The organism is Aporhodopirellula sallentina SM41, assembly GCF_000346505.1.
Classification (GTDB): domain Bacteria; phylum Planctomycetota; class Planctomycetia; order Pirellulales; family Pirellulaceae; genus Rhodopirellula; species Rhodopirellula sallentina.
In genome coordinates this window covers 1-7,836 of record NZ_ANOH01000277.1, presented here as the reverse complement: position 1 = coordinate 7,836, position 7,836 = coordinate 1, and the positions used below count along the sequence as shown (strand labels likewise).

Here is a 7,836-nt window from a genome sequence, read left to right as displayed (position 1 = left end):
CCGAGAGCAGAATGGCCGGAGTCATACCGACATGCAAAACATGACCGACCCCCCAAACTCGTGAGCCGAAGTGCGTAAGCACTCGGGTGTTCGGCATGGTCAGCCTGGAAAACCGATTAACGTTTCCGCCCGAGGCCTTACGGCCCTTCGGCTCACGCAACCAATCCTATCCACGACCGTCACTCCATCCAGCTTCCGTCGGGTTCCCCCGACGGAAACAAACACCCAATCGCTCAGAAACAACGGCAACGCCAACTACTACTTCGTCAGCTTCAACACGTATGCGAAGTCACATGGTTTCACGGAAGGCATCTTCACGTTCAACCCAGCGTCGGTTCGTTCGAAACGGATCGTTTCGTCGCTGCCGAGCATCTCGACCGAACCGATTTCACCGGGCCAGTATTCCGATCCCTTGCCGAGCGCACGGATCGTGACCTCACCCGACTCGGGCCATGCAAGAATTGTTGCATAGACCACGTCGCCCTTCTGCGTGAAACGCACATCGTCCGACGTGAACGGTTTGTCCTTCGATTCCGATACGTGACCGGTCGAAACCGTGGTTGGGCCTTCGCCGAACACTTTCCAGTAAGCCGTGTCATAGATCGACTCGCCGTTAACCTTCAACCATCCGCCGATCGCTCGAAGGATGTCTTGATCTTCCTGCGGGATCGTTCCGTCAGAGCGAGGTCCAACATTGAGCAACAGACAACCGTTCTTCGAAACGATGTCAACCAAGTCATCGACCAAACGATCGGGAGTCTTGTACTTCTGGTTCTCGGTATACCCCCATGAACTCGAACTGACCGCGGTATCGGTTTGCCAGAACGGGGTGCGGATCTTGTCCATCTTCGACCGCTCTTTGTCGAGCACAGCAGCAGCCTCAGGGAACGCTTGCCACTTGTAGTTGATGATCCCGATCGCGCTATCAGACTCACTCGTCTTGTTGTAGTAATACGCGGCGAACTTCTTCAGGTGATCGGAGAACTTATTCTCCTTGTAGGTAACGTGCCGTGATGGGGTGATCCCAAAATCGAACCAGAACAAGTCCGGTTGATACTTGTCGATCAACTCACACGAACGGGCCAACCAATCGTCCTTGAACTGTTGGTCCTGTGGCGGGAAGAAGTTCTGATAGTCCCACGCATTCTCCTTGAACAAGAACGGCATCGGACGCCCGTAGAGGTCGGCGTACTGAGGATCCGCGTTGTCGAAATTTTCGTTGCGGACATAGAACATCCAATTGAACGCCCGGTGACTGCTGACGCCGAACTTCAACCCTTCGGCGCGAATCGCCTCGGACAATTCCTCGATCACGTCACGTTTGGGGCCCATTTCCGTCGCGTCCCAACGGGTGTAATCACACTCGTACATTGGGAAGCCGTCGTGGTGCTCGGCAACCGGAACAACGTATTTCGCACCGGTCTCTTTGAACAGCTTCGCCCACTCGGCGGCGTCAAACTTCTCCGCCTTGAACATCGGGATGAAGTCTTTGTAGCCAAACGTCTTTTGCGGGCCGTAGGTTTTGATGTGGTGTTCGAAGAAATTGTCACCGCGACGGCCTTTGTTGATGTACATCTGGCGTGGATACCATTCACTGCCGAATGCGGGAACGCTGTACGCACCCCAGTGAATGAAGATGCCGAACTTGGCGTCTTTGTACCACTGCGGAATCTCGTATTTCTCGAGCGACGACCATTCGGGTTGGAACGGCCCAGACTGTGCAACCTTTTCGATCTTCTCGACCGCCGCAGCGACCTTCGGGTGCGGAGCGGTTCGATCGACCGCAGTGGTCGATTGGGCGGGCAATGACGAGGTGACAAATACCGTCGCCGCTGCTGAAAGCGTCATGGAGAGACGTCGAAACGTATTCATGATGTGATTACCGGGCATCAAGGGGTGGGGTAGGGACATGTTGGATCACATGGCACCGTGCTTCCTTGGCGACGGTTGCCACAAACCGACCGGTGTCAAATCCGGTCGGTTCACGAAACAATTGGAAACCACGTATTCCTACGCGGCGGATGCTTCGGTTCGTTCGAACCGGGTGAAGGTTCTCACGCCGAAGATTGCGATCGCAATGAAACAAATCATTGGCAGGTAGAACGAGTTACGTACGCCGAGTTCGTCAATGAACTTACCCTGCAACAGCGGCAACAACGCACCACCGACGATCGCCATGATCAGTCCAGCCGAACCAAGTTTGGCTTCCTCGGCAGGCAAATCCTTCAGTGCGATTCCGTAGATCGTTGGGAACATCAACGACATGCAGGCAGAGATCAGAACCAGGCATGTCAAACCAGTCTTCCCTTCCAGGAAGATAGCTCCGGCGGTGAACGCGATCGCTGCTGCCGCGAGTGCCGCGAGCAACCGTCCCGGGCTGATGTATTTCAGCAAGAACGTGCAAACGAATCGGCTCGTCAGGAAGATCACCATCGCGGCAATGTTCCACGTCTGTGCCTCGGCGAGCGAAAGACTGACGAGTTCCATGCCGTAGTGAATAATGAACGTCCAGCACGTAATCTGAGCACCGACGTAAAACGCCTGCGCGACAACGCCTTCGCGGTAGTGCGGTTTGCTGAGCAGCCGTCCGATGATCTCGGTCATCGGGGCGTCCGGATGCTCCGACGCAAACGTCGGCATCTTCGTCACGGCGAACAACACGAGGAAACACAACACCACGATCGCGATGACGACGTACGGCGTCCGCACGACGGCGAGGTCATGCAACTGCATCGTCTGGAACGCTTCCGGATCGGTCACCTGCATGTTGGCGAGGCCCTTGCCGACCGCGTCGTCGAGCGTTCCGAATTCTTCGGCAAAGTTCGGCAGGCCGTCTGGATAGTCTTCTTCGACATACGCCACCGCCGCGGGGGCTTTGCTTTCCATGTTTGAACGGAATTCACCTACCTGCAAATTCGGTGCAATCACGGTCGTGGCGATCACCATCCCGGTCAATGACCCGATCGGGTTGAAGGCTTGGGCGAGGTTCAATCGCTGGGTCGCCGTTTCCGGCGGCCCCATCGCGAGAATGTATGGGTTGCAGCTCGTTTCGAGGAACGCCAACCCGAACGTGAGCACATAGAACCCGGCGATGAAGATCCAGAAGTTCTGATTCAAACTCGCCGGAATGCTCAACAATGCCCCGGCCGCATAGAGTGCGAAGCCGACCATGATCGCACCCTTGTAGGAGAACTTCCGAATGAAGTAAGCCGCGGGCAATGCCATCGTGAAATAGCCGCCATAGAACGCGAACTGAACCAGCGAACTTTGCGTGTTGCTGATCTGGAAGACTTCCTTGAACACCTTCACCAATGGGTTGGTGATGTCGTTGGCGAATCCCCACAACGCGAAACAACACGTCGTCAAGACGAACGCCGCGAAATACTCTTTGGGGATCACCTCAATGCCGCGCGACACGGGTTCGGTGGGGATGTCTACACCGTTCGCTTCATCCGCTGCGTCCGGTTGAGAAGAATCAATCGACATGAATCACTGCCTTGACCACCCCGGTTTCGGGATCGGTCCATGAGGGGAAGGAAGCTGCAACATCCTCGAACTTCGCATGATGCGTAATCCAAGGTTGAGTATCGATGGTGCCCTTTTCGATCAAATCGATGATACGCGTGAAGTCGCGAGAGAGGGCGTTGCGCGACGCCATCAACGTGAGTTCACGTCGGTGCATCGCCGGGGCATGTGGGAAGTTCAGGTTTTGCTGGGTGATGCCGACGTAAACGACTCGGCCACCGAACGCAGCCAACTCGAGCGAACGCGCCATCGAGTGGTGGTTCCCGGTCGCGTCGATCACCACGTCGGGTCGTTGGTTCGACGTCATTTCGTCGAGTTTTTCGATGTCGGAATCTTCACCGGTAACCTTCAGCGTATCGGTGACACCCATCTTTTCCCGGACAAACTCCAATCGCGTCTCACTGATGTCAGCGACGATCGGTCGGGCACCAGCGACTTTGATGAATTCGAGCGCCGAGAGGCCGATCGGACCGGCACCAATCACCAAAACGTTCTCGCCTTCCTTCACCCCGGCACGGTCGACGGCGTGACACCCGATCGCGAGCGTTTCCACTAAAGCAGACTGTTCGTAGGAAAGGTTGTTGGCGACGTGGAGCTTGCGTGCCGGAAGAATCATCTTCTCGGTCAATCCGCCGTCGCACATCACGCCGAGCGTTTGGTGGTGCTCGCAGCAGTTGGTCAAACCACGACGGCAGGAGTAACATTTCTGGCAGTTGATGTAGGGCTCGACGGAGCACTTATCGCCCACCGAAACATCCGTCACGCCTTCGCCAACGGCCAATACCTCGACTCCGAGTTCGTGACCGGGGATCCGTGGGTAGGAGAAAAACGGGAACTTCCCGAGATACCCGCCCAAATCGGTTCCGCAAACTCCGACGACGTGAATTCGCACCAACGCTTCGCCCTCGGCGGGAGCGGGTGGTTCAGGAAGATCGATGGTGGCCCAGGTTTTGGGCTTTTCGAGTTGGAGGGCTTTCATTTTCGATTCAACGTGTGGATAGGTTAGGTTTCGTGAAAGCGAACTCAGCGAGTGTAGCGGCTTTCGAATAGATCATGTTGTTCGAGAGGAGAACTACGCCCTGCGGCATCTCGCAGCATGTCCTCGCACGGCGTCCTTCCCCGCATCCCAATTCAGTATCGCGGACGATTCAGTCTCACCGACGAAATCGCCCAAGGTTTGCCAACGATTCATCGGGCGAGTAGCGACAGACGTCACGTGGGCCGGATGATGAAGACTGGGCATCGGCGACTAACGACGCGTGTTCGACGGTCGCCAGAACATCGCAGTTGCCGGAACTTCGCTTCGCTTGGTCCGGCCTACTGAAGACTACGAAAAACAAATCAGTTGTTTTCGGGAAGCCCTTCCAGGTGCCCGACGTTTTTGACCGGTTCGAAGATTTTCAGTACGTCTTCGAGCAACGCCTGGTCGATCGGCTCTGCCAACCACTCGGTCCACTTGCGAATGTTTTTCGGGTTCGCACTGCCGGCGATCGTCGTGGTCATGTCGGGATGGGCACACGAGTACTGCAACGCGAGTTGCGCAATATCGACGCCGTTCTTCTCGCAGTGTTCGGCTGCCTTGCGAGCAACATCGCGAACTTCCTGCGGGTCTTTATGCCAATCCGGCAACGGTGCGTTGGTCAACAGACGTGCCGCGAATGGGCCGCCGTTCATGATCCCAACACCCTTCGGTTTAAGTCCCGGCAACAACTCGTCGGCCAATCGGGTGTTTTGCAACGTGTACTGGTTGTACGAAAGGATGCAATCCAGATCGGCTTGTGCTGAAATCTCGCGGAACACCTTCATCGGGTATCCGCTGATGCCGACATAGCGAACCTTGCCGGCCTCTTGGATCTTGCGAAGCGCGGGTAACGTTTCGCTGACAATTTGATCGAGTGGCACGAACTCGATGTCGTGACACAGCATGATATCCAAATGGTCGGTGCCGAGACGTTGCAAACTGACGTCGACACTTTCGGCGACGCGTTTGGCGGAGAAGTCAAATTTATCAACGTCGTACCGGCCCAACTTGCTGCACATCATGTAGCTGTCGCGAGGCACGTCTTTCAACGCGATTCCGAGCAACACTTCTGATTTGCCACGTCCGTAGTAAGCCGACGTGTCGATGAAGTTCAAACCGAGTTCGAGGGCCGTACGCACGCTTTCGAACACGTCGTCCAATTGCACGCTACGGAATTCCGAACCGAGCGACGAGGCGCCGAAACTGAGAATGGGCAATTCGAGATCGGTGTTGCCTAGTTTGCGAGTTTCCATGACCGGGACTTTTTGTGAGGAGTGAGTTTAAGACGACTCGTACGGACCAACAGACGCTTGGACAAAAACGCCGATAACAGTTGGTGTTCCTATTTGCGAAACTATCGAAAAAACAATCTGCGGCTTAGCAAAAGCCGCGACTCGAAACGGGCGAACGCGCTCCCGCGGAACCATTCGCAGAGGGTTTCGGATAGGTACTAAAATGGACAGCGGCCTCACGGATGAAACCACTGCCGTCAACAACAACGCGGAATACGTTGCTTCCGCGTTTCGAATTGAATTCACCGGCAAACAACAAAGACCGGTGCAACAACCCTTTCGCCAGCAGCGAACTTAGCCGACGACGAAACTAGCCAACGAATAACGGCAGCAAGTGTCGATCGTAAATGTTCTCGGTGACCTGTTTGCCAACGATGTCTTCGTTTGCCTTGAGCATGTCCGTGTACCGGGTACCGGCTTTCGCGGCGACCTTGAACGAGACGTGCAACAATTGACGCATGCTTGGGTTGAACATCGGGTTGGATTGCACGTGGCGAATCGCCGAGGCGAACTCGGTTCCGCTGTATGCCTTGACCGTTGCTTCATCCGGAAGTGCCTTCGGATCGACATCGATCACGCTTGCGTAAGGAGCCGAAAGTTCTTCGACGTGCTGCAACGCGTAGACGTAGATCTCTTTGGCGAGTTCCAATCCGTCTCCGCCTGCTTCGGCCAAACCGATCAACTCTTCCAACCACGTCGTGCCTGCGGTCTTCAGGTGAACGCCCGCGCCGGTGCGTTTGAGCGATTCGCGAATGATCGGGTACAGGCTGAATTTGTCACTGCCGCTGTGAACGCTGAGTTTAAGCACTTCGGGCAATCCGTATGCCTTCACCGCGTGATCGATCACTGCGAGGTCGTCGTTGAATTCACGTTCGAATTGTGGCAGATCACCGACGTAGTCGACGCCTTTGTTGAACCGACCGGTGAACTTCGGCGCGATCGTTTGAACAGGAACGTTCTCGTCAGCGAGTGCTGCCAAGATAATCAGCAATTCCGGTGGTGTTTGTGGCGAATCGGTTTCGTCCATCGACACCTCGGCGATCACGCCGTCTTTGCCTTTGGCCGATTCGAGATGTTTGTAGATCTCGGATGCTTCTTTCACCGCGAGCAAATACTGTTTCGCGACCCGGCGGACGTCGTCCTTGGTCACGTTGAGCGGGCTCGAAAGTCCGGGCAGTTCGAGCGTTCCGATCAACTCGCCGTGACGATCAACGAACCCTTCGACTTCGCTGTCCGAAGCGGCTTTGCCGATCGAGTCGGCAACGTCGATCGTGAAGAAATCGCTGCAGGGCAGGAAAGGTTCGACGGTAGCGAGTTGAATGTGGTCGGCATCGACGTGCCACGGTTTGTCCCAACCGAGTTTGTCGACGGCAACCTTCGCCGCGTCGTAAACACTCTGGGGCTCCGAGCCGACGAACGTGTGCTCGCGGTTCGATTTGTTCCAAACCGGAGTGACGTCCACGCCGTCTGCGGCGAGTTTTTGGAATGCGCGAAGTTGCGCAGCGGCTTGGTGGGCGAAGCGGTCGCCGACACCAAATGAATATTTTTCGATGGTAAGCATAGATCCTTTTCCCGTTGAATTGAGGAGCCTATTCTTACCCAATCGCCGTGACACTGAATAGCTAGGTCACACATTTGCATGCGCATTCTTAACCGAAAACCACGCCCGGTCCGATCAGGCAACTCAGGCTGGCCAGGCATGCAAATTGTGGCTTCGAATCGGTGTTTCCGGGCAAACCGATCATGCCGATTTTGCACCGTGCGGGGTAGCGGGCGGAATACCGCAATGCGAAGCATGACCTACCACGGGACGACACCAGTGAGCCGAAGTGCGTAAGCACTCGGGTTTTCGGCAGGTTGGGACTGGAAAATCGGTTGGCGTTTCCACCCGAGGCCTGACGGCCATTCGGCTCACCCAAGTAGCTCGGTCTTTCCAAGACCGAGAGCAGGCGTCGGTGAGTTCAATGGTCCGATGTCTTTGAATTTGCCTACGAGATC

5 protein-coding genes are annotated in these 7,836 nt (G+C 55.7%); all 5 read right to left on the bottom strand.

What is annotated here, in order from left to right; translation table 11 throughout:
* Positions 1 to 258: 258 nt before the first annotated feature.
* The gene (locus RSSM_RS18755) at positions 259 to 1,872 is read right to left on the bottom strand and encodes an alpha-L-fucosidase (RefSeq protein ID WP_044303001.1); all 1,614 of its coding nucleotides are present in this window, start codon (positions 1,870 to 1,872) and stop codon (positions 259 to 261) included.
* 138 nt (positions 1,873 to 2,010) lie between these two features.
* The gene (locus RSSM_RS18750; RefSeq protein WP_008682216.1) at positions 2,011 to 3,486 is read right to left on the bottom strand and encodes a sugar MFS transporter; all 1,476 of its coding nucleotides are present in this window, start codon (positions 3,484 to 3,486) and stop codon (positions 2,011 to 2,013) included.
* The gene (locus tag RSSM_RS18745; protein ID WP_008682214.1) at positions 3,476 to 4,504 is read right to left on the bottom strand and encodes a zinc-binding alcohol dehydrogenase family protein; all 1,029 of its coding nucleotides are present in this window, start codon (positions 4,502 to 4,504) and stop codon (positions 3,476 to 3,478) included. Before RSSM_RS18745 ends, RSSM_RS18750 begins: the two co-directional genes overlap by 11 nt.
* A 362-nt stretch (positions 4,505 to 4,866) precedes the next feature.
* Positions 4,867 to 5,799, bottom strand: coding sequence for an aldo/keto reductase (locus tag RSSM_RS18740; RefSeq protein WP_008682211.1), 933 nt, complete (start codon positions 5,797 to 5,799; stop codon positions 4,867 to 4,869).
* Between the two features lie 349 nt (positions 5,800 to 6,148).
* Positions 6,149 to 7,399 carry a tagaturonate epimerase family protein gene (locus tag RSSM_RS18735; protein ID WP_008682209.1) on the bottom strand — a complete coding sequence of 417 codons (1,251 nt, stop codon included), beginning with the start codon at positions 7,397 to 7,399 and terminating at the stop codon, positions 6,149 to 6,151.
* Between the last annotated feature and the right edge of the window lie 437 nt (positions 7,400 to 7,836).

Excerpts from the sequence above, each read along its gene's own strand:
- RSSM_RS18755 (WP_044303001.1), bottom strand. The coding sequence starts at position 1,872 with ATGAATACGTTTCGACGTCTCTCCATGACGCTTTCAGCAGCGGCGACG.
- RSSM_RS18735 (WP_008682209.1), bottom strand. The coding sequence starts at position 7,399 with ATGCTTACCATCGAAAAATATTCATTTGGTGTCGGCGACCGCTTCGCC.
- RSSM_RS18750 (WP_008682216.1), bottom strand. The coding sequence starts at position 3,486 with ATGTCGATTGATTCTTCTCAACCGGACGCAGCGGATGAAGCGAACGGT.
- RSSM_RS18745 (WP_008682214.1), bottom strand. The coding sequence starts at position 4,504 with ATGAAAGCCCTCCAACTCGAAAAGCCCAAAACCTGGGCCACCATCGAT.
- RSSM_RS18740 (WP_008682211.1), bottom strand. The coding sequence starts at position 5,799 with ATGGAAACTCGCAAACTAGGCAACACCGATCTCGAATTGCCCATTCTC.